Here is a 19,163-nt window from a genome sequence, read left to right as displayed (position 1 = left end):
CGGGCGGTCCGGGGCCTGTCGCCGGGCGGTGGACGGCCCGCGACGTGCCGCCCGCACCCGGACCGTCGACCGCCGTGCCCATGCGACCAGGAAAGGCCTCCGTGACCGCGACCCTCCGCGACCTGCCGGGCTCCGCCGACGACGGAACCTCCGGAACCGGCGGGCCGGGCAGCTCGCCCGCCGCCGGCCGGCCGCGCCGCACGTCCGGCAGCTACGCGCGACGGTCCGCGGCGGCCTACCTCGCCGCGGTGGTCGGGAGCCTCGCCGCGACCGCCGCAGCCATGCACCTGTGGGACGCCGACCTCGCGGTGCCGTTCAACTGGGGCGGCGACGCGGTGTCGTCCGCCGCGCACGTGAAGGCGACCATGCAGTGGGGCTGGTACGAGAACCAGCCGGACCTGGGCGCACCGTTCGGGCAGAGCTATCACGACTATCCGTTCGGCGACAACCTCCCGTTGGTCTTCGCCAAGGTCGCCGGCTGGTTCACCGACAGCTGGCCGGTGGTGTTCAACCTGTACTTCCTGCTGGGCTTCCCGCTGGCCGCGGTCACCGGGCTGTGGTTCGTCCGTCGGTGCGGGGTGTCCCGGCCGGTGGGGGTGGCGATGGGCATCCTCTTCGCCGTCGCGCCCTACCACTGGATCCGCGGCGAGACCCACTACTACCTGTCCGGCTACTGGCTGGTGCCCGTCGGGGTGTGGACCGCGCTGACCGTGCTGCGCGGGCGCGGGCTGTGGGCGGGCGCCGGTCACGGCCCGCTGCGACGACGGGCGCGCGGGCTGCTGGACGTGCGCAACCTGCTGCTCCTCGTCGGGCTCGTCGCGCTGGCCACGTCCGCGGCGTACTACGCGGTGTTCACCGCGGTGCTGATCGGCGTCGCCGGCCTGATGGCGCTGATCCGCACCCGGGCGTTCGGGCGCTTCGTGGGCGCCGCCGTGGCCGGGTCGGTCCTGATGGTGGCGGTGGTGCTCAACATCCTGCCGGACCTGCTGTACGCGCGGGCCCAGGGCGACAACCCGGTCGGCTTCGAACGGCCGCCGGGCGATCCCGAGGTGTACGCGCTCAAAATCGTGTCGCTGCTGCTGCCCGCCCCCGGCCACCGCATCCCGGCGCTGGAACGGCTGCGCGCCGACTACGACGCCCTGTACCCGTTGCCCTCCGAGCAGCCGACGCTGGGATTCGTGGCTGCGGTGGGCCTGCTGATGGCGCTGGCGGTGGTCTTCGCGGCCGCGACCCGCGGGCTGGGTGGCACCGCCCGGCCGACGACCGCCCGTCGGTCGATGACCACCGCATTGTCGGTGCTGGTGCTGCTGATGGTGCTGCTGTCCACCGTCGGCGGGCTCGGCACGATTCTGTCGACGCTGTCGGCAGGGCTGCGCGGATGGAACCGGATGTCCATCCTGATCGCCATCGCCTGCCTGGCCCTCACCGGCCTGGCCGTGGACGCCGGGGTCCGGGTGCTGGCCCGCCGGCGCCGTCCGGTGCTGCTCCCGCTGCGCTGGGCCGTCGCGGGGCTCGTCGCGGTGATCGGGGTCTTCGACCAGTCGACCAGCTGGGCCATCCCGCGGTACGCCGAGACGCGCAGCGCCTGGGAGTCCGACAACGCGTTCGTCGCGGACGTGACGGCCACCGCCGGGGCGGACGCGATGCTGTTCCAGGTGCCGTTCATGGCCTATCCCGAGTCGCCGCAGCTGTTCAACGCGCTGGACTCCGATGTCGTGAAGCTGTCGCTGCTGTCGGAGTCGCTGCGGTGGAGCGGCGGCGGTGTCAAGGGCCGGCCGCGGACCGATTGGCCGCTGGCGGTCAACCAGCTGCCGCCCGACCAGCTGACCGCCGCCGCCGCCGAGATGGGGTTCACCGGCGTCGTGCTGGACTCCGGCGCCACCCCCGACGGGGGTGGCGCGTTGCAGGCCGGTCTGGCCGCCGAGGTCGGCGAGCCGACCGTCGTCTCACCGGACGGCCGGTGGCGCTACTTCCCGTTGTCCGCCGTCGCCGCGGAGGTGCAGGCGCGCACGACACCGCAGGAGCGGGACGCCTTCGTGCAGCTGATGCTGACCGACCCGAACGTGGCGGTCACCCGGATCTCCCTGCCCTGACCCCACCACCGCACACCCGGGGGTGTCGGCGGACGGGGTCGGCACCCGGCGGGCAGGGCGCCGTCACCGGGTCCGTGCCGGGCCGCACCGGGGTCAGCGGCCGCCCGGCACCATGCCGGCCTGCTCGGGGGTGGCGGGCTGCTCCCGGCCGCGCATCCGCCGGGTCACCGCCCGGCCCAGGTCGATGGCGGGCTGCTCGATGAAGCGGTAGGTCAGCCAGGACACGACCACCGTCGCGGCGATCGTGACGAGCGCGGTGGCCAGCGGCTGCCCGGGGATCTCCGGGACGGTGTAGAGCACCACCGAGTGCACCAGGTACAGCGAGTAGCTGATCCGGCCGAGCCACAGCAGGATCCCGGGGTAGCCCTTGTCGCGGTACAGGAACGCCGCGAAGAAGGTGACGTAGGCGCCGCCGTAGGTGAGCACCTCGGCGAGGTGGAAGGCGCCGTTGATCTCCGGCACCGGGGCCAGCCACGGGCTCCAGTCGTGCTCCTGGGCGACGACGATGGCGATGAAGGCGAGCATCGTCAGCATCAGCAGCGCCCGGGTCGACAGGATGCCGGTGGTCCAGCGGAACACGCAGTTGCCGAAGAACATGGTGCCGAGGAAGAACGCGGCGGTGAACGTCGGCTCCGGCCGGTTGAACAGGCCCAGGGCGACCACACCGAGGATGACGCCGCAGATCAGCGCGATGCGCATCCCGCGGCCGCGGGCCAGGAAGGCGCCGACGCCGACCGCGAGCGCGACCATCGCGATCAGCAGCAACCAGCGGTTCTGGCTCATGTCACCGAGCGGGCTGGGGGCCAGGCGGTTGCCGATGAGCATCGACACGGTGAGGCCGATGGTGGCGAAGACCACGGAGCGCTTGTGCCAGCCGGCCGCGAACAGCACGCACACGACGATGTAGAACACCATCTCGTAGGCCAGCGTCCACGACTGACCCATGGCCAGCGGGGTGCTGGCGAAGTTCTGCAGCATGGTCGCGTTGATCGCGGTGAAGCCCACCCAGCCGTCGAGGTAGGCGGCGCTGAAACCGCGGTACAGGTCCAGCTTGTGCAGCACCAGCATCGCCACCAGGCACGCCCAGTACAGCGGGAACAGCCGGAAGAACCGGCCGACCCAGAACTCCTTGAGCGACCCGCGCCGTTCCAGGGAGGCCGGGATGATGTAGCCGCTGACCAGGAAGAACACCGTCACGCCGAATTCGCCGAAGCGGAAGTGGGTCAGACTCCACTCGCCGAAGGCCGGGAAGTACTGCTCGAAGATGTGCTCGACCACCACCAGCATCGCGGCGATCCCACGGATGGCGTCGAGGAACTCGAACCGGCCGCCGAAGCTGTTGCGTTCGGGGACGGCGAGTCCCGCGGGGGTGACGACGGGGGATTCGGACACCGTGCTCATGGTCGCAAACCCTAGGCGCTCCGGACGGTGCACGGCGGGACGGACGCGCTCCGCGGGCCCCCGCCGGGCCCTGCGGTCACACCACGAAGGCGCCGTTGGCGATCAGCAGCTCCACCCAGAACAGCCCCAGCGTGAGCAGGGCCAGCACCATCCACACCCATCCGGACCCGTTGCGGCCGCGCCCGGCGAGCCAGGCGGCGGCGCCGCCGACCAGCATCCAGAACGGGAACATCACCGTGAGGCCGCGGATGCTGGACCCCCACAGTGAGCTGCACAACAACACCAGGCAGGCCGATCCGACGAAGGCCGACTCCGGCCACATCCGCCGCCAGAGCAGCACCACGACCAGCACCACCACGACCAGGGTGGCCGCGAACTCGCGCTTCATGATGTAGCCCAGGGGTGCGTCGAAGGCGTCGACGGTGTTGCGCAACCCCTCCCAGGGCGGCACGACCTCCCGGAACCACATGGTGCGCTGGGCGTAGGCCACGGCGTCCCAGCGGCCGGTGAGCTGGTACAGCCGCACCGTCCAGGCGAGGTAGGTCAGCAGTGGCAGGACCACCCAGAGCAGCTGCACGCTCAGCAGCCGCCGCAGCCACCGGGCGACCGCGGCCCGGCCCCGGGCGCCGTCCCGCGGCCAGCAGGCGATCAACCACATCACGCCGATCCCGAAGCCGACCGAGACCCCGGTGACCCGGGCCAGCACTCCGACCGACGCCAGCACCCCGGCCAGCCACCACACCTGCCGGCGGGCGGCGATCCAGGCCGGGACCGCCACCGCGAGCAGCAACGGCTCGGTGTAGGCCAGGAACAGCGGCAGCCCGAACGGCGACATCAGCAGGAACGCCGCCGCGAACACCCCGGCGAGGTGACTGCCGGGACGGCCCCGGACCAGCCCCATCCGGGTCAGGTGGTACAGCGCCGCCGCGCCGATCAACGCCCCGACGTTGGCCGCGATCCCGCCGGCCAGCAGTGGACTGCCGGTGAGCACGCCCCCCCAGCGCATCACGAACGGCATCAACGGCATGAACGCGGGCGCCCCGTACGCGGTCTCGGCGTCCACGAAGCCGTAGCCGTACTGCGCGATGTGCAGGAACCAGCCGACGTCCCACACGCCGTACCGCGGTTCGCCGGACATCCCGGGCGCGGTCCAGCCGTGCTCGGCGGCCAGGAGGGCGAGGCCCGCGACGAGGCGCGACCCGATCCACCAGGGCAGCACGGTGACGACGGCCTGCAGCGCGACGCGCAGCGTCAGCGGCGGCCAGTCGGGGCTGTGCGCCGTCGACCGTTCCGAGGTGCCACGGACGCCGGGGGGCGCGTCCTGTGCGTCGACCGGTCCGGCCCCGGACGGCGTGACACCCCGGGAGGTGGGTCCGGGCACCTCAGCTCCCGGCCGGGACGCGGCGGGCCGGTGGCGCCGCCGGGGCGGCCGGCGGCCCCGGTGGCGGCGTGGGAGCGGCGACGACCGGGGTGGGTGGCCGGTTCGCGGCCCGGACCAGCACCGCGACCAGCGCGCTACCGACGGCCAGGTCCACCGCCACCAGCAGGTACGGGTGCACCGGCGGCAGCCAGGCGTCGTCGGGCCAGCTGAACCAGGTCGCGTCCCGGCCGATCCCGGTGACGTAGCGCCTCAGGTCCACGATCACCGCGACGGTCTGCAGGGCGGCGACCACCAGCCCGAGCACCACCAGCAACCGACGGCTCAACCCGTCCGGGACGGCCGACCGGCCGGCGCGGCGCATCACGAATCCTGCGATGAGCGGCACCCCGACCGCCAGCGGCAGGGCGTAGCGCCCCTGCCAGAACGTGTTGATGTAGCGGGCCTGGGTGTACTCGGCCCAGGTCGGCAGCACCAGCACCAGCAGGCCGACGCCGGCCATGGCCAGCCGCTCCCGGGCGCCGGCGGCCGCGAACCCGACCAGGATCACCAGCAGCAGTGCCGCGCCCAGGCACAGGTAGGACCACATCGGCAACTGGGCGGTCAGCCAGCCGAACGTGCCCAGGCTCTGCCGGATGAACTCGTCGGTCTTGCCGACGGCGAAGTCGAGGATGAAGGCGCCGGTGTTCATCGGGAACAGCACCTCGGGGTTGGTGGCCAGCGTGACGTTGAGCTGGTTCCAGGCCACCGCCACCAGCACGCTGAACCCGGTGAGCGCGAGGTAGACCTGGGTGCGCCGCCGTCGCAGCAGGTTCCGCAGCACCGCCCAGCGGGCCGTCAGCAGCACCGCCGCCACGATGACCAGGACGAACTGCGGGCCCAGACCCCGCACGTTCGCCACCACCGCCACCCCCACGGTCAGCCGGGCGAGCCGGCGGTGCTCGTACGCCGGGTGGGGCGTGAGCACCAACGCCAGCAGCGCCGTCCAGGCCAGGACCGCCGCCGGGATCTCGACCGCCTGCGGGTTGATCGAGCCGGTCAGGAACACCACCGTCGGCGTGACCGCCACCAGCAGCGCCGCCATCGGCCAGAACGACCGGCCCAGCTCCGCGGCGGTCCGCACGGCCATCCCGAGCAGCACCGCGGCCGCCACCGCACCGGCGATGCGCATCCAGTACAGCGTCGCCATCGAACTGCCGAACAGGCTCGGCACTCCCGCCACCAGGTAGTACAGCGGGTTGTAGCGCACCGCCGAGGTGACCGCCGGGACCACCGTGTCGAGGTCGCCGGTCAACTCCGGCTGACACGCCGCGGGGATGGCCGACGGCGCCAGGCTGCCGTCCGGCTGCAGCGCGCCGAGCCCGGTGGGGGCATAGCACAGGGGCAGCTCCGCGGCCCGGACGAACAGCGCCGGTACCTCGACCGTGCCGCGGCCGGCGGGCAGGCCGGTCTCGTCGCCCAGGAACTGGCCGCGGACGACCGCGGCGGCCTTGATCGCGTGCGCGGCCTCGTCCGGCGCCGACAGCACCGGTGAGGCCAGCGACCAGATGGTGCCGATCAGTGCGAACAGGGCGGTGGCCGCCCAGAAGGCGGCCCGGGCCGACAGGTTCCGGTAGACCGGGCGGGCACGTTCGGCCCGTCGCACCGCCTCCGGGGTCAACGGCAGCGGCGCGACCTCGGCGGGGTCCGTCGCGTCCGGGTGCATCGGTCGATCGTCGCATCCGGTCCCGGCCCGGGCGGCGACGACGCGGCGACGGGGAGCTCCGGGGACGACCGTCGGGTCGCGGCGGGACGGCCGGCGGTGGGCGGCCGGCAGGGGGCCCGGCGGCGTCCTCCCGGGTCCGTCCCCGCAGCCGCCCTAAGCTGGACCGGCTGCGTGGTCGCGCGGGCGAGCCGACCGCAGGGAGGAACACCATGAGCGCACCGGCACCGGCCGGCAACGCCGACGTCTGGCTCGTCGTCCCCGTGCACAACGAGGCGACGGTCGTCGCCGACGTGGTCACCGCCGCCCTGCAGGTGTTCCCGCACGTGGTCTGCGTCGACGACGGCAGCACCGACGACAGCGTCGACCGCATCCGCACGACCGGCGCCCACCTGGTGCGTCATCCGGTCAACCTGGGTCAGGGGGCGGCGCTGCAGACCGGCGTCGAGTACGCGCGGTCGCAGCCCGGGGCACGCTGGTTCGTCACCTTCGACGCCGACGGCCAGCATCGCATCTGCGACGTCGTCGCGATGCTGGCGCGGCTGCGCACCGACGAGGCCGACATCGTCCTGGGCAGCCGGTTCCTGGGTGCGGAACCCGTCGAGGTGCCGTGGCTGCGGGGCCTGGTGCTGCGGGCGGCGGCGTCGCTCAGTCCGCAGAGCCGCCGGCTGCACCTCACCGACGCGCACAACGGGCTGCGGGTGTTCAACCGCCGGGTCGCCGACGCCCTCGACCTCACCTGCGGCGGGATGGCCCACGCCGCGGAGTTCGTCGGGCTGATCGGTGCGCACGGCTGGCGGGTCGTCGAGGAGCCGGTGCACATCGTCTACACCGAGTACTCCCTGTCGAAGGGCCAGTCGCTGGTCAACGGGGTCAACATCGTCACCGAGACCGCCTTCCGGCGCCGCGTCCCGCAGGTCCGCCCATGAAGGTCATCAGCGTCCTGCTCGTGCTCGCGGTGCTGGCGCTGGGCGTCTACGGACTCCGACTGCACGGAACGCACCGCGGCGGCGCGCTGGCCAAGCTCGGGCTGGCGGCACTGCTGCTGTTCGCCGGGTACGCGGTGCTCCGCCCGGAGGACGTGACCTGGCTGGCCGAGCGGCTCGGGGTCGGCCGCGGCACCGACCTGGTGCTGTACTTGCTGGTGGTCGGGTTCGGCTTCTTCGCGGTCAGCACCTACCTGCGGTTCCGGGCGCTGGAGCTGCGGTTCGCCCGGTTGGCCCGCACGATCGCGCTGGACCGCGCGGAACCGCCGGCCGGCTCCGCGACCGACGAGCCGTCGGTGACCAGACCTCAGTAGCCATCGGACGGCGTCGAGCTCGGCCGTCGACCCCGACTCAGTGGAGCCGCCGGACGGCGGCGAGCTGGACCGTCAGCGTGACCACCGGAGCCGCCAGGGTGGCCGTCACCGCCGCCGTGACCGGGTCCCCGCCGACGGCTCCGGACACCCCGAACGCCGCCGCGAAGACCAGCGCGCCGCACACCCACCCCAGGACGAGCGCCCGGTGCCCGCCGAGGGCGACCAGCACCGGCTGGACCAGCGCGACCGCCGTCATCAGCACCGCCGACGCCGTCAGCAGCGCCACCGTCGCCGCCGGCATCACGTCCGCGTCAGGGCCGAACAGCAGCCCGAGCACCGGCCGGCCCAGGACCGCCGCGCCGGCCACCGCGAGCACGCCGAGCCCGGCCGTCCACCGAAGCCCGCGGTGCAACCGGCGGCGGACCACCGCCGTTTCGCCGCGGGCCGCGGCCGCCGCCAGCCCCGGCAGCAGCATCGCCTGCAGCGGGCCGACGAGCAGCAGCGGCGCACGGGTGAGGACCAGCGCGCAGGCGAAACCGAAGGCCCGGGCGGGATCGGCGGGCAGCGCCGCGGTGACCAGCACCGGCGCCAGGTTGGCCACCGTCATCGCCAGCAGGGCCGCGACCAGCAGCAACGCCACCGCCCGGCCGATCCCGCCGCCGACCGTGGAGCCGTCGCCGGGACCACGGGCGGGCGCCGCCCGCGGCCGGGTGAGCAGGGCGGCCACGCCCGGCGCCGCGCACAGGGCCAGCGCGTAGGCCACGCCGGAGGTGACGCCGAGGCCCGCCAGCAGCAGCACGCCCACGATCCGCACCGCGGCGTCGACCAGCAGACCCGTGGCGTAGCGGCGGAAGCGCCGCTGCCCGCCGAGGACCCCGCGGGTGTGGAACACCGCCGCGGATCCCGCGACGCAGCACAGCAGGGCGAACAGTAGGCCCCGGTCGCCACCCAGGACGGGACCGGTCAGGGGCAGTCCGGCCGCGACGAGCACCGCGGTCGTCAGGGCCGCCACCGCCGCCGCGGCCCGCCCGGTGCCGGCGGCGGAGGCACCGGCCGCGCCGCTGACGCGGCGGGACGTCTCCTGCTCGACCGCCACGAACACGCCGGGGCCGAGGATGTTGCTCAGCAGGTACACCGACGACAGCGCCGCCGCGACCGCCGGGTCCGGTGGGCCGTGCCCGACGACCGACAGGAACACGAAACCCGACAGCCCGACGGCCGCGGTGGCCGCGGTCATCCACCCCGCGTCGCCCCGGCGGGTGCCGGGAGCGGTGGTCAGCGGGCCCCGTCCGGACCGCCGGGCACCCCGGCCAGGTCCGCACGGCGGGCGGCGACGGTGCGCGCCAGCCCTTCGGCCAGGGGGGTGCGGGGTGACCAACCCAGGTCGCGGCGGGCGGCGGTGGCATCCAGCGCGGAGGCGCGCAGGTCCCCGAGCCGGGCCGGCGCGAACCCGGGCGTATCCGGGGCGCCGACGGCGGCGGCGATCAGGCCGTGCAGCTGCCGGTCCGAGGTCTGGACGCCGGTGCCCACGTGGAACCGGCGGCGGTCGCCGACCGGGCGGGCGGCCGCGACGAACGCGGCGGCGACGTCGCCGACGTAGACGTAGTCCCGGGTGTTCCCGCCGTCCCCGAACACCCGGGTCGGACGGCCCGCGAGCAGGGCGTCGATGAACACGGCCACCACGCCGGCCTCGCCGTGCGGGTCCTGCCGGGGGCCGTAGATGTTGGCCATCGCCAGGTGCGTGCAGGTCAGGCCGTGCAGCCGGGACAACGCGTTGAGGTAGAGCTCGCCGCTCACCTTGGCCACGCCGTACGGGGACAGCGGCTCGACCGGGGTCGACTCCGCCACCGGCAGCGGTGCGGTGTCGCCGTAGATCGCACCGCCGGACGAGGCGAAGACGATCTTGCGGGCGCCGGCGTGCCGGGCGGCCTCGGCGACCGCGAGGGTGCCGAGGACGTTGACGTCGGCGTCGCCACGGGGATCGGCGACGCTGGCCCGGACGTCGATGCGGGCGGCGAGGTGGAAGACGACCTCGGGGCGGGCGGCGGCGACCAGCCGGGGGAGCGACGGGTCGCGGACGTCGATTTCGTGCACGGTCAGCGAGGGATGGTCCGACGGCAGGTTGCGCAGGTGTCCGCGGCTCATGTCGTCGACCACCGTCACCCGGTGGCCGGCGGCGAGCAGCCGGTCGACCAGCGTGGAACCGACGAAACCGGCACCGCCGGTGACGAGACTGCGCGGCGGGTGGGAGTCCCGGGGGGCCGGGAGGCGCTCGGTCGTCATGCGGCGGGCCGGCCGACGACGTGACGGGCCAGGGTGGCCGCTCCCTGCCAACGACGGGCCCGCACGGCGACGGGCAGCAGGGTCAGGGCGTGCAGCCGCGACAGCAGGTGCCGGCGACCGGCCCGGGCGGCGGGCCGCCACCCGAGGGCCTCCGCCCGGTCGGCGGCCTCCCGGAAGAACCGGCGCTGCTCGTCGAAACGGGTGCCGTCCAGCGCCCGGCCCGACGAGTCGCTGGCCAGGTGCCGCCGGTAGGAGAAGCAGACGGTGTCCAGGACGACCAGGCTGCCGCCGTCGGCGATCAGGTCGAGCACCAGGGCGAGGTCCTGCACGACGTCCAGGCCGGTGCGGAACCCGATCCGTTGCGCCGGTTCGCGGCGGAACGCCAACGCCGGGAAGTACAGCCAGTTGCCGCGCAGCAGGCTCGCGGTGAGCGCGCCGCCGGACAGCACCGTGGTGCCCGCGGGGCGCAGCAGGCGCAGTTTCACCCGGTCCAGCAGCGGCAGCACCACGGCCCCGTCGCCGTCGATGACCTGCACGCCCGGCTGGATGACGGCGGCGGTGGGGTGCGCGGCGGCCGCTGCGCGCACGGTCGCGACGTAGTGCGGCAGCAGCTCGTCGTCGGCGCCGAGCATCACCAGCCAGTCCTGGTCGGCCAGCGCCAGGCAGTGCCGGTAGTTGCCGTTGGCGCCCAGGTTCACCGGGTTGCGCAGATAGCGCACCCGCGGGTCGTCCAGGTCGGCGAAGAACGCGGCGACCGACGGATCCGGGTAGCCGTCGTCGACGACGGTGAGCGTCCACTCCGGGTCGGTCTGCGCCCGGACGCTGGCCACGGTGCGCCGCAGCAGCCCTGGGTCACCGTAGAACGGCACGACGATCTGCAGCGGCATCGGGTCATTGTCCCCTGTCCGCGGCGGTGAACCCGGTCACGGCGGGCCGGCGCCGGGCGTGTGTTCCACCGGGCGGTCCGGGCCGACCGCCGTATCCTGATCGGACCCCGACGGGGTGGTGCCGCGGTCGTGGCACGCGGCGGAAGGGTGGTGCGATGCGGACCGAGCCTCGGGTTCTGCTCGACGCCACCGCCATTCCCGCCGAACGCGGCGGGGTCGGCCGGTACGTCGACAACCTGGCGGCGGCGCTGGACGCCAACGGCGCCGCGCTGTCGGTGGTCTGTCAGCACCGTGACGCCGACGTGTTCGCCGCACTCGCCCCACGCAGCCGTGTCGTCCCGGTCGCCGGGGAACTGACCAGCCGGCCGGCCCGGCTGACCTGGGAGCAGACCACGCTGCCGCGGCTGGCCCGCCGACTGCCGGTGGACGTCATCCACTCCCCGCACTACACGATGCCGATGACCGCCGGGATGCCCGTCGTCGTGACGCTGCACGACGCCACCTTCTTCACCGACCGTCGGCTGCACTCGGGGGTGAAGGGCCGGTTCTTCCGCGGCTGGACCCGCACCTCGCTGAAGCTGGCCGCGTGCTGCGTGGTCCCCAGCCGGGCGACCGCGCAGGAACTCGTGCGCACCGCGATGGCCGACTCCGACCGGCTGATCGTCGCCCCGCACGGGGTCGACACCGACCGGTTCCACGTCCCGTCCGCGGCCGAGAAGGACGCCGTCGCGGCGGCGCTGGGACTCGACCCGGCACTGGGGTGGATCGGCTTCCTGGGCACGTTGGAGCCGCGCAAGAACGTCCCGGCGCTGATCCGCGCCTACGTCCGCTACGCCAGGGGGCGGCCGGCCGACGCGCCGGCTCCGCCGCTGGTGCTGGCGGGCAGTCCCGGCTGGGACCAGGCGGTGGAACCGGCGCTGGCCGCGGTCCCGGACGGGGTCCGGGTGGTGCAGACGGGGCATCTGCCGGTCGAGCAGCTCGCCGGCTTCCTGGGCGGTGCGGCGCTGGTGGTGTACCCGAGCCTCGGGGAGGGGTTCGGGCTGCCGGTGCTGGAGGCGATGGCGTGCGGGGCCGCGGTGCTGACCACCCGGCGGCTGTCGCTGCCCGAGGTCGGTGGCGACGCGGTGGCGTACAGCGGCGTCGGTGCGGGCGACATCGCCGAGACGCTGGAGCAGCTGATGGCGGATCCGGACCGGCGCGGCGAGCTGGGGCGGCAGGCTCGCACACGCGCGACCGGGTTCACCTGGAAGGCCGCCGCGGAGGCCCACCAACTCGCCTACGACCGCGCTGCCGGAGTGCAGCGGTGAGTCCCACCCCCGACGTACCACGGCAGCACCTCCCCACCGCCGCCGACGTGGCGGTCGTCGCGGTGACGTTCTCGCCCGGTGAGACGCTGCCGCCGTTCCTGGCGTCGGTGACCGCGGCGGCGCGCTGGCCGGCGGATCCGCGGATCGTGCTGGCCGACAACGGCTCCACCGACGGCAGTGTCGCCGCCGTGGCCGGCGCGGCCGGGGTCGCGGTGGTGCACACCGGCGGCAACCTGGGGTTCGGCGGTGGCGCGAACGCCGGGGTGGCGACGCTGCCGCCGGAGGTCGCGTGGGTGGTCGTGTGCAACCCCGACCTGGTCTTCGCGCCCGGCGCGATCGACGAGTTGCTGACGGCGGCGGGGCGGTGGCCGCACGCCGGCGCGTTCGGTCCGCAGATCCGGACCGTCGACGGCCGGCTGTATCCGTCGGCACGGGAGCTGCCCAGCGTCGTCCGCGGTGCCGGGCACGCGGTGTTCGGCTGGTGGTGGCCGACGAACCCGTGGACGAAGGCCTACCGGCGCGACCACGAGGCGCCGACCGAGCGGCCCGCGGGCTGGCTGTCGGGCGCATGCCTGCTGGTGCGCCGGGAGGCGTTCACCGCGGTCGGCGGGTTCGACGAGCGTTACTTCATGTACTTCGAGGACGTCGACCTGGGGGAGCGCCTGTCCCGGGCGGGGTGGCAGAACGTCTACGTCCCGTCGGCGGTGGTGACCCACATCGGTGGTCATTCCACGAGCGGTCACGCCGACGCGATGACCGCGGCCCACCACGCCAGCGCCTACCGCTACCTGGCCGGCCGGTACCCGGCCCGCTGGCAGGCGCCGTTGCGCGGGGTGCTGAAGCTGGGGCTGCGGGCCCGGCAGCTGCTGGCCCGGCGGTCGGCCGCGGTCGCCGAGGGTGCGGCCGTCCCGGACACGCCCACCGGTTGAGACCGGGCCCCGTCGACCCGGTCGCCGGCCCGGACCCGCCCACCGGCGAAGGCGGAGTCCGGCACGATCGCCGCAGCCCGGACCCGCCCACCGGCTGTCACACCGGCTTCGTGCGTTCCATGACCTCCCAGGCGGCGACGCGGAGCGCGGCGCGGCCGTCACGTGCCCGGACGGCCCGGCCGCACGCGGGACACCCCCGGTCGCCGGACCCCTCAGGCGGTGTCGCGCATCTCCCGCGGCGGCGGCAGCACACCGCGCGCCACCCGGCCGAGTTCGGCGTCCAGCGGCGGGCCGGCCACCCCGCCGGGCTCACACGCCTCGATCACCGCACGCGGGATGCTCACCGTCGCGCGGTCGTCCATCGGTGACCCGACGTGTCCGGGAACCGCGAACTCGGGGTGCTGACGCCAGAGTGCGGCCAGGATCTCATCGGCGTGCCGGAGTGCATCCATGTCATCCATCCGTCGGCGGGCCGGACGTTCCCGGGTGCAGGTCACCCGCCGATGGGAGCCCACGCTAGGGGACCGGTCGCGACGACCCGGGGATCACACGCCGGTCGGGATGCGTGGTCCCGGCCGGCGCGCAGCCATCGGTGAGCGGCACGCACCACAGTGTTCGAACGGTCACCGACCCGGTATCGACGACCACGTCCGGTAAGGTCCGAGGGCCGGTTCGCGTCGACCGCCGGGGGCGTGGACCGCCCCGGCCGACACCCCCGGGTGGCCGCGGCGGCGGTGCCCGCGTGGCCGTCCGGCACCCGCGCCCCCGCGCGTCCGCCCGTGTCCACGGCTCCACCCGTACACCCGCACCGACAGGACGGACCTCTGATGAAGGGCATCGTGCTCGCCGGCGGCGCAGGAACCCGGCTCCACCCGGTCACCCGCGCCGTCTCCAAACAGCTGCTCCCGGTGTTCGACAAGCCGATGATCTACTACCCGCTGTCGGTGCTGATGCTGGCCGGCATCCGGGACATCCTGATCATCACCACCCCGGAGGACAACGCGGGCTTCCGGCGGCTGCTGGGGGACGGCAGCGAATGGGGCCTGACCCTGACCTACGCCGAGCAGCCGCGTCCGGAGGGGCTGGCCCAGGCGTTCCACATCGGCGCCGACCACATCGGCGACGACTCGGTCGCCCTCGTGCTGGGCGACAACATCTTCTACGGCCAGAACTTCTCGCACCGCCTCGTGGAGGCCGCCGCCGACATCGACGGCTGTGTGCTGTTCGGCTACCCGGTGCGCGACCCGGAGCGGTACGGCGTCGGCGAGAAGGACGCCGCCGGGAAGCTGGTGTCCATCGAGGAGAAGCCGGCGAAGCCGAAGTCCAACCTCGCCATCACCGGGCTGTACCTGTACGACAACAAGGTGGTGGAGTACGCCCGCGACCTGAAGCCGTCGCCGCGCGGCGAGCTCGAGATCACCGACCTGAACAACATCTACCTGAACGCCGGGACGGCCTCCCTGGTCGACCTCGGCCGCGGCTTCGCCTGGCTGGACACCGGCACCCACGACTCCCTGCTCGAGGCGGGGGAGTTCGTCAAGGTGCTGGAACACCGCCAGGGGATCCGCATCTCGTGCTTGGAGGAGATCGCATTGCGCAAGGGATTCATCGACGCCCAGGCCTGTTACGCCCTGGGTTCCTCGCTCGGTAAGTCGCCGTACGGCCAGTACGTCATGCAGGTCGCGCTGGCCGCCGGGGCGACCGCGTGACCGCCCCCGGCAAGCCCGCGGTCGACGCGGTCGTCCTGGTCGGGGGCAAGGGCACCCGGCTGCGGCCGCTGACGCTGTCCGCGCCCAAGCCGATGCTGCCCACCGCCGGGGTGCCGTTCCTGGAGCACCTGCTGTCGCGGATCCGCGAGGCCGGCATCGAGCACGTGGTGCTGGGCACCTCGTACAAGGCCGAGGTGTTCAGCGAGTACTTCGGCGACGGCTCGGCGTTCGGGCTGGACATCGAGTACGTCGTGGAGACCGAGCCGCTGGGCACCGGTGGCGGCATCCGCAACGTGGCCGACAAGCTGCGCCACGACACCCAGGTCGTGTTCAACGGTGACGTGCTCTCGGGCATGGACCTCAACGCCCTGATGGACACCCACTTCAGCCGCGAGGCCGACGTCACCCTGCATCTCATGCAGGTCGCCGACCCGCGCGCGTTCGGCTGCGTGCCGACCGACGCCGACGGCTGGGTGACCGACTTCCTGGAGAAGACGGAGAACCCGCCGACGAACCAGATCAACGCCGGCTGCTACGTCTTCAAGCGCTCGGTGCTGGAGGCCATCCCGGCTGGCCGGCCGGTCTCGGTGGAGCGCGACACGTTCCCGGGCCTGCTCGCCGGGGGCGCCAAGGTCGCCGGTTACGTCGACAGCTCGTACTGGCTGGACCTCGGCACACCCGCCGCCTTCGTCCAGGGCAGCGCCGACCTGGTCCGCGGCATCGCCCCGACCTTCGCGCTGGGTGCCGAGCCCGCCGACCGACTGGTGCTCGACGGGGCCACCGTCGACCCGACCGCGACGCTCGCCGGCGGCACCGTCCTGGGGGCCGGCGCGCGTGTCGGAGCCTCGTCCCGGGTCGACAGCACCGTGGTGTTCGACGGTGCGACGATCGGCGAGGGCGTGCACATCGAGCGGTGCATCATCGGCCGTGACGCGGTCATCGGTGACGGCTCGGTGCTCGCCGACGCGGTGATCGGTGACCGCGCGGTGATCGGCGCGCACTGCGAGCTGATCCAGGGTGTGCGGGTGTGGCCGGACGTGCAGCTGCCGGCGGCCGGGGTGCGGTTCAGCGCCGACGCCTGACCCGCACCACCTGAATCCTCGATCCGAGCATTCCCGGGACGCCGGGCCGGTCCGCCGGCCCGGCGTTTCCGTCGTTCCGGGGCCGGCCACGGGCGGCGGGCGGCCACCGCCGGTCAGCCGGACAGGGTGGCCAGCGCCGTCCGCAGGCTGTCGTCGATGCCCTCGGGCAGTGCGTCCAACGGCCAGAACCGCAGGTCGTCGGACTCCGCGGAGATCCGGGCGACCGCCCCCGGCGGCGCGACGACCCGGTGACGCAGGTCGAAGTGCCGGGTGGGCACGCCCAGGCTGCAGGTGATCGGGTGCACGTCCAGGTGCAGCGGCCCGGGGTCGAGGACGAGCCCGTCGATCCCGGATTCCTCGGTCGCCTCCCGCAGCGCCGCGCCGGCGACCGTCGTGTCGGCGTCCTCGCAGTGCCCGCCCAGCTGCAGCCAGCGGCCGACCCGGGGATGCAGGGTGAGCAGCACCGACGTCCGGTCGGCGTCCAGGACGACCGCACTGGCGGTCAGGTGGCCGGGTACGCAGCTGCGGGCGGTCGCGTCGTCCCGGGCGGCCAGGAACCCCAGGAACGCCTCCCGCAGCGCGTCCTGACCGGCCGCGGCCGGTCGCCAGTCCATGAGCAGCCGGGTGGCGTCGTCGTGCAGGTCGGCGTGGGTCACCGCTGGACCAGACCGTCGGCGACCGGAGGACGCGGGGTGAGCGGCTCCACCGGGTACCCGAGCCCGACCGCGCCGAGCGGGGCCCAGTCGTCGGGGACGTCGAGCACCCGCCGGACGACGTCGGGTGCGAACATCGTCGACGAGATCCACGCCGAGCCCAGTCCCTCCGCGGCCAGGGCGACCAGCAGACCCTGCACGGCGGCGCCGCCGGCCACGGTGAACATCCGCTCCTCGGCGGCCGAGCGGCGACCGTCCGGGTAGCCGTGGCGGCCCTCGCCGGTGACGAACGGGACGACGATCTCCGGGGCGTCGCGGAGCACCGCACCGCGGGCCACCCGCCGCGCGACGCGGTCCGGCGCCCAGCCGTCGGCGGCCAGGTCGGCCTCCCAGGCCTGTTGCATCGCGTCCAGCAGGGCGTGGCGGCGCTCGTGGACCCGGACGAACCGCACCGGCTTCGTGTGGTGCGGGGCGGGCGCGGTGAGCGCGGCACCGACCGCCCGGGCGAGCACGTCCGGGTCGACCGGCTCGTCGGTGAAGGTCCGCACGGTGCGCCGCACCAGCACCGCCTCGGCGCGGCCGCGGGCGATCGCGAGGTCGGTGCCCAGCCGGAACAGGTCCTCCGCGGCCGGCCGCAGCAGCGTCCGGGCGGCCTGGTCGGGCCCCGCGCGCCACCCGCGCAGCACCGCCACGGGGACCGCCGCGAGCTTGCCCTTGACCAGTTCGGCGGCGGCGGCGATCTCGTCCCCGACGGCGACCTGGGTGACGACCAGCTGGTTGCCGAAGGCGTCGACCTTCTCCCGATGGTCGGCCAGCACCTCGACGCCGGACGCACCGATGGCCACGTCCACGACGCCGTTGCGCCACGCCCGGCCCTGGGTGTCGGTGATCAGCACCCCGACGTCCAGGCCGGCGGCACCGAACCGGTCCCGCAGCCCGCGGGCGGAGGCGTCCGGGTCGAGCGGCAGCAGGGCGATCTCGTCGGTGCGGACGTTGGACGCATCGACTCCGGCGGCGGCGGCGACGATGCCCAGCCGGTTCTCCACGATGCGGGTGCGGCCGTGCACGGCGACGATCCGGACCGTCTCGGCGTCCACCAGCTCCCGGCGGACGGCCTCGCGCTGCTCGGGGTCGGTCGGGGTCGGCACCAGCCGGCCCTCGACCTTGGAGACGGCCTTGGAGGTCACGACGACCACGTCGCCGTCGGCCAGCCACGGGGCGGCCGTCAGGACGGCCGCGGCCAGATCGTCACCGGGACGAAAGTCGGGCAACCCCGGGACCGGATGGATCGACACCCCGACCGGCGCCGACGGCCCGGCGGGAAGCGGCTCAGACACGCACACCGGCCAGGTCCAGCGCCGCCTGCACCATGGTGGCGGTGGCCTTCGGGTCGCTCATCAGCAGCGGCACCCGCCGGACGGCGACCCCCGGCACGTCGGCGGGGTCGTCGGACGCGACCAGCCAGCCGTCCAGCAGCCCGCCGTCGCCGCGGCTGCCGTAGTGCCGACCGACGGCCTCGGCGGTGGTGTCGACGCCGATCGCGGCGAGGCAGGCGTCGGCGTGGCCGCGGACGGGCGCGCCGCCGATGATGGGGGAGACGCCGACGACCTTGGCCGGGGTCGCGGCGAGCGCCTCCCGGATGCCGGGCACGGCCAGCACCGTGCCGACGCTCACCACCGGGTTCGACGGCGCGACGAGGACGACGTCGGCCTCGGCGATGGCGGCCAGCACACCGGGCCCGGGGGTCGCCGTGTCGGCCCCGATCGGGGTGATCGCGGAGGCCGGCAGTGCCGCCTGGTACCGGATCCACCACTCCTGGAAGTGCAGGGCCACCAGCCCGGGGGTGCTGCCGGGGGCGGGCTCGGGATCGTCGACGACGACGTGCGTCTCGACCCGGTCGTCGGTCATCGGGAGCAGGTCGACCCCGGGCGTCCAGCGGGCGCACAGCGCGGCGGTGACCTGCGACAGCGGATACCCGGCGTCGAGCATCCGGGTGCGGACGAGGTGGGTGGCGATGTCGCGGTCGCCGAGCCCGAACCAGGGTGCCTCGGCGTCGTAGGCGCGCAACTCCGCGGCGGTGGCGAAGGTCTCGTCCTGCCGGCCCCAGCCGCGGGCGAGATCGGCACCGCCGCCGAGGGTGTACATGCACGAGTCCAGGTCGGGACAGACCTGCAGCCCGTGCAGCCGGATGTCGTCGGCGGTGTTGACCACCGCCGTGATCCGGTGCGGGTGGTCGTCGGGGGCGGCGCCGAAGGGGTCGATGCCCAGGAGTTGCTTGCAACCGAGCAGGAACCGGGCGCCGCCGATCCCGCCGACCAGGACGGTCATCTTCACGTGGGGGAATCCTGCCAGTTCAGCCGGCGGGCTCCGCCGGAGGTTCGGTGCGGCGGAGCCGGGGTGCGGGGGTCGCGCACCGTCGGGCCGGGGCCCGGAGGGTCC

General features: G+C 74.4%; 17 protein-coding genes. 7 read left to right on the top strand and 10 right to left on the bottom strand.

Annotation, left to right across the window (positions count from 1 at the left end; all coding sequences use genetic code 11):
• Positions 1–101: 101 nt before the first annotated feature.
• Complete coding sequence (locus DB033_RS08835) at positions 102–2,093, top strand: hypothetical protein (protein ID WP_111766345.1); 1,992 nt, start codon at positions 102–104, stop codon at positions 2,091–2,093.
• 93 nt (positions 2,094–2,186) lie between these two features.
• Here DB033_RS08835 and DB033_RS08830 read toward each other — a convergent pair whose 3' ends face one another.
• The 3 genes from DB033_RS08830 to DB033_RS08820 all read right to left on the bottom strand — a co-directional run bounded on the left by DB033_RS08830 (position 2,187) and on the right by DB033_RS08820 (position 6,577).
• Positions 2,187–3,494 (bottom strand): acyltransferase family protein, encoded by a 1,308-nt coding sequence (locus DB033_RS08830; RefSeq protein ID WP_111766344.1) that lies wholly within the window; start codon positions 3,492–3,494, stop codon positions 2,187–2,189.
• A gap of 76 nt (positions 3,495–3,570) precedes the next feature.
• Positions 3,571–4,875, bottom strand: coding sequence for a hypothetical protein (locus DB033_RS08825; RefSeq protein ID WP_111766343.1), 1,305 nt, complete (start codon positions 4,873–4,875; stop codon positions 3,571–3,573).
• Between the two features lies 1 nt (position 4,876).
• Positions 4,877–6,577, bottom strand: coding sequence for a DUF2142 domain-containing protein (locus DB033_RS08820; RefSeq protein WP_111766342.1), 1,701 nt, complete (start codon positions 6,575–6,577; stop codon positions 4,877–4,879).
• A gap of 209 nt (positions 6,578–6,786) precedes the next feature.
• Between DB033_RS08820 and DB033_RS08815 the strand changes: the two genes are divergently transcribed.
• The gene (locus DB033_RS08815; RefSeq protein ID WP_111766341.1) at positions 6,787–7,503 is read left to right on the top strand and encodes a glycosyltransferase family 2 protein; all 717 of its coding nucleotides are present in this window, start codon (positions 6,787–6,789) and stop codon (positions 7,501–7,503) included.
• Complete coding sequence (locus DB033_RS08810; RefSeq protein ID WP_111766340.1) at positions 7,500–7,874, top strand: DUF2304 domain-containing protein; 375 nt, start codon at positions 7,500–7,502, stop codon at positions 7,872–7,874. Before DB033_RS08815 ends, DB033_RS08810 begins: the two co-directional genes overlap by 4 nt.
• 37 nt (positions 7,875–7,911) lie before the next feature.
• Here DB033_RS08810 and DB033_RS08805 read toward each other — a convergent pair whose 3' ends face one another.
• The 3 genes from DB033_RS08805 to DB033_RS08795 are packed head-to-tail and all read right to left on the bottom strand — an operon-like array spanning position 7,912 to position 11,044.
• Complete coding sequence (locus tag DB033_RS08805; RefSeq protein ID WP_111766339.1) at positions 7,912–9,111, bottom strand: polysaccharide biosynthesis protein; 1,200 nt, start codon at positions 9,109–9,111, stop codon at positions 7,912–7,914.
• A 38-nt stretch (positions 9,112–9,149) separates the two neighbouring features.
• Positions 9,150–10,157, bottom strand: a complete 1,008-nt coding sequence (locus DB033_RS08800) for an NAD-dependent epimerase/dehydratase family protein (RefSeq protein WP_111766338.1) — start codon at positions 10,155–10,157, stop codon at positions 9,150–9,152.
• Positions 10,154–11,044, bottom strand: a complete 891-nt coding sequence (locus DB033_RS08795; protein ID WP_111766337.1) for a glycosyltransferase family 2 protein — start codon at positions 11,042–11,044, stop codon at positions 10,154–10,156. Before DB033_RS08795 ends, DB033_RS08800 begins: the two co-directional genes overlap by 4 nt.
• Positions 11,045–11,199: 155 nt before the next feature.
• Between DB033_RS08795 and DB033_RS08790 the strand changes: the two genes are divergently transcribed.
• Together DB033_RS08790 and DB033_RS08785 are read left to right on the top strand one after the other, a co-directional pair.
• A complete protein-coding gene (locus DB033_RS08790; protein WP_111766336.1) occupies positions 11,200–12,351 on the top strand; it encodes a glycosyltransferase family 4 protein in 1,152 nt (383 codons plus the stop codon).
• Positions 12,348–13,280 carry a glycosyltransferase gene (locus tag DB033_RS08785; RefSeq protein WP_111766335.1) on the top strand — a complete coding sequence of 311 codons (933 nt, stop codon included), beginning with the start codon at positions 12,348–12,350 and terminating at the stop codon, positions 13,278–13,280. Before DB033_RS08790 ends, DB033_RS08785 begins: the two co-directional genes overlap by 4 nt.
• 212 nt (positions 13,281–13,492) lie before the next feature.
• On the opposite strand, the gene DB033_RS08780 is transcribed toward DB033_RS08785, so the two are convergent.
• Complete coding sequence (locus DB033_RS08780) at positions 13,493–13,732, bottom strand: hypothetical protein (protein WP_111766334.1); 240 nt, start codon at positions 13,730–13,732, stop codon at positions 13,493–13,495.
• A gap of 375 nt (positions 13,733–14,107) precedes the next feature.
• On the opposite strand from DB033_RS08780, the gene rfbA reads away from it, so the two are divergent.
• Both rfbA and manB read left to right on the top strand, forming a co-directional pair.
• Positions 14,108–14,989: a glucose-1-phosphate thymidylyltransferase RfbA gene (gene rfbA, locus DB033_RS08775; RefSeq protein WP_111766333.1), complete on the top strand. Its 882-nt coding sequence runs from the start codon at positions 14,108–14,110 to the stop codon at positions 14,987–14,989.
• Entirely contained in the window at positions 14,986–16,071 is a 1,086-nt protein-coding gene (manB, locus tag DB033_RS08770; protein WP_240615803.1) for a mannose-1-phosphate guanylyltransferase, read from the top strand. The genes rfbA and manB overlap by 4 nt, the downstream gene beginning before the upstream one ends.
• A gap of 113 nt (positions 16,072–16,184) precedes the next feature.
• On the opposite strand, the gene DB033_RS08765 is transcribed toward manB, so the two are convergent.
• Genes DB033_RS08765 through cofD form a run of 3 tightly spaced genes read right to left on the bottom strand, consistent with a single transcriptional unit; the run spans position 16,185 to position 19,058 of the window.
• Positions 16,185–16,685, bottom strand: a complete 501-nt coding sequence (locus tag DB033_RS08765; RefSeq protein WP_111767362.1) for an NUDIX hydrolase — start codon at positions 16,683–16,685, stop codon at positions 16,185–16,187.
• A gap of 38 nt (positions 16,686–16,723) precedes the next feature.
• Positions 16,724–18,061, bottom strand: a complete 1,338-nt coding sequence (locus DB033_RS08760) for a coenzyme F420-0:L-glutamate ligase (protein ID WP_276309200.1) — start codon at positions 18,059–18,061, stop codon at positions 16,724–16,726.
• Entirely contained in the window at positions 18,054–19,058 is a 1,005-nt protein-coding gene (cofD, locus tag DB033_RS08755; protein ID WP_111766331.1) for a 2-phospho-L-lactate transferase, read from the bottom strand. The genes DB033_RS08760 and cofD overlap by 8 nt, the downstream gene beginning before the upstream one ends.
• Between the last annotated feature and the right edge of the window lie 105 nt (positions 19,059–19,163).

The organism is Nakamurella deserti (assembly GCF_003260015.1).
GTDB lineage: Bacteria > Actinomycetota > Actinomycetes > Mycobacteriales > Nakamurellaceae > Nakamurella > Nakamurella deserti.
The sequence above is the reverse complement of the archived record's forward strand: the minus strand, read 5'-3'. Positions and strand labels throughout refer to the sequence as shown.

Excerpts from the sequence above, each read along its gene's own strand:
- DB033_RS08830 (WP_111766344.1), bottom strand. The coding sequence starts at position 3,494 with ATGAGCACGGTGTCCGAATCCCCCGTCGTCACCCCCGCGGGACTCGCC.
- DB033_RS08820 (WP_111766342.1), bottom strand. The coding sequence starts at position 6,577 with ATGCACCCGGACGCGACGGACCCCGCCGAGGTCGCGCCGCTGCCGTTG.
- DB033_RS08815 (WP_111766341.1), top strand. The coding sequence starts at position 6,787 with ATGAGCGCACCGGCACCGGCCGGCAACGCCGACGTCTGGCTCGTCGTC.
- DB033_RS08810 (WP_111766340.1), top strand. The coding sequence starts at position 7,500 with ATGAAGGTCATCAGCGTCCTGCTCGTGCTCGCGGTGCTGGCGCTGGGC.
- DB033_RS08805 (WP_111766339.1), bottom strand. The coding sequence starts at position 9,111 with ATGACCGCGGCCACCGCGGCCGTCGGGCTGTCGGGTTTCGTGTTCCTG.
- DB033_RS08800 (WP_111766338.1), bottom strand. The coding sequence starts at position 10,157 with ATGACGACCGAGCGCCTCCCGGCCCCCCGGGACTCCCACCCGCCGCGC.
- DB033_RS08795 (WP_111766337.1), bottom strand. The coding sequence starts at position 11,044 with ATGCCGCTGCAGATCGTCGTGCCGTTCTACGGTGACCCAGGGCTGCTG.
- DB033_RS08790 (WP_111766336.1), top strand. The coding sequence starts at position 11,200 with ATGCGGACCGAGCCTCGGGTTCTGCTCGACGCCACCGCCATTCCCGCC.
- DB033_RS08780 (WP_111766334.1), bottom strand. The coding sequence starts at position 13,732 with ATGGATGCACTCCGGCACGCCGATGAGATCCTGGCCGCACTCTGGCGT.
- rfbA (WP_111766333.1), top strand. The coding sequence starts at position 14,108 with ATGAAGGGCATCGTGCTCGCCGGCGGCGCAGGAACCCGGCTCCACCCG.
- DB033_RS08765 (WP_111767362.1), bottom strand. The coding sequence starts at position 16,685 with ATGGACTGGCGACCGGCCGCGGCCGGTCAGGACGCGCTGCGGGAGGCG.